This window comes from Rubrivirga sp. (assembly GCF_049648075.1).
In the GTDB taxonomy this organism is placed as follows: domain Bacteria; phylum Bacteroidota; class Rhodothermia; order Rhodothermales; family Rubricoccaceae; genus Rubrivirga.
Genome location: NZ_JBARYR010000089.1, coordinates 1 through 1,669, shown reverse-complemented (window position 1 = coordinate 1,669; position 1,669 = coordinate 1). Strand labels below are relative to the sequence as shown.

General features: G+C 70.7%; 2 protein-coding genes. One reads left to right on the top strand and one right to left on the bottom strand.

Annotated features, from left to right (window positions below; translation table 11 throughout):
- Positions 1–430, top strand: a 430-nt coding sequence (locus WBA11_RS02425; protein WP_424519135.1) for an HAD-IA family hydrolase, incomplete at its 5' end; no start/stop codon positions are given.
- A gap of 411 nt (positions 431–841) precedes the next feature.
- On the opposite strand, the gene WBA11_RS02420 is transcribed toward WBA11_RS02425, so the two are convergent.
- The coding region (locus WBA11_RS02420) for a transposase (RefSeq protein ID WP_424519134.1) at positions 842–1,669 on the bottom strand (828 nt) is incomplete at its 5' end.

Here is a 1,669-nt window from a genome sequence, read left to right as displayed (position 1 = left end):
CACCGACGGGCTCCGGGTTTACGATGGGGCCGCCGCCCTCGTCCGCTCCCTTGCGCCAGGGGCCTGGGCCGTCGCCACGAGCGGGACGGCGTTGACGGCTCAGACCCGGCTCGATTTCGCCGATCTGCCTACGCCCGCCGTTCTCGTCACCGCCGAGGACGTCTCGCGCGGGAAACCGGACCCGGAGGCGTACCTCCTCGCGGCGTCGCGTCTAGGAGTAGACCCGGCCCGGTGTGTCGTCGTGGAGGACGCGCCCGCAGGGGTCGAGGCCGCGCGACGCGCGGGGATGCGACCGATCGCGGTTACGACGACCCACGCGGCTGCGCAACTCGGAGGGGCCGTTGCCGTGGTCTCGTCGGTCGGCTCTCTGGTCGTGGCTGCGGGACCGGGAGGTCTGCGTGTCGAGGCTCCGGCGGTCGGGGCTGTGTAACCCGCCGCTGGTATTAGGCGGAAGTCAAGGGGTCGACAGCGATTCCGGTCAATTCGAGCAGGGCGGACGTGAGGAGCCGAACGAGGTGGCGGGTGAGACGCGGCGTCCCTAGCCCGCCGCTGGGGTGCGGCGGACGAGCATGGAGCGCGTCACCCCGGTCGGTCGCGAGCCATGCTGGCCGGGATCGGTCGTCTCCGACGCCGGGGCGTGGAGCGACGAGGAACGTCCCTTATGGGCTCTGCGAGGCGGAGGGCGCCGCCGAGGGACGAGCTGCTCCCGACGAGTCGGGGCGCTCGATGGTGCATGGCGAAGCTCTCAGCAGATCAGATCTACGAGGCTTGACAGGCGGTTGTCGGTCCTCTCGGCGGCAGGGGGGGGCGGGACGATGTCCCAGCGGTCGGAAGTAGTGGGCTAGGCGGCGAGCGCGGGCGAAGGACTTCGCCCATACTGGCTCTGGCAGATGTGGACCCGGGCCGGGTCGAAAGCGCCTGCGCTGCGGTGGGCGCCCCAGACAGCGACGAGCAGCTTGCGCATCGCGGCGACTCTCGCTTTCTGCTCCACCATCCGCTCCCGCCGCTCAGCGTAGCGCACCCCGAGCAGGCGGTCGCCGCGGAGCACCGGGAAGACCGCCTGGCCGAGCACTTTGCGCAGCATCGGTCGCCCCTTCTTGCTCAGCCGCGTCTGGCCTTTGTACTTGCCGCTCTCGCGCTCGCGAAGATTCATCCCAGCGTAGCGCAAGAGCTGACGCTTGCTCGCGAAGTCGCCCAGCGGGCCGGTCTGACCCACCAGTCGCGCCAGATTGAAGAGCGTGATGCCGGAAACGGCCTCGTCGATAGGCGGAAGCTGGTCACGCGCCTTGAGCGTCTCGCCGAGCGCTTCGATCTGGGCTTTCAGCGCCGCTGCGTGCCCTTCGTGGATCTCGAGTTCGGCCACGAGCACCGCGAGCCGGTCGCTGAGGACCGAGGCCACGGCCGGCGGAGGCGCGGATCGGACCGACGCGGTCGCCGCAGTGACGAGCCGCTCGCCGGTCACGGTCTTGACGCCCGGCACGCGGCGCCGGAGCATCGCCAGCAGTCGAGTCTGTCCCAGCTTGGCCAGCCGGTGCGGGCACAGCAGCCCCTCGCGGAGTAGCACTCGACCCGTCTTGGAGAACGTGAACGCGACGGGCCGGTCGTAGTCCGGGAAGAGGTCGCGGAGCGTCGCCTGCAGCCGGGTCCGGATCGCCGACGTGACTCGGAC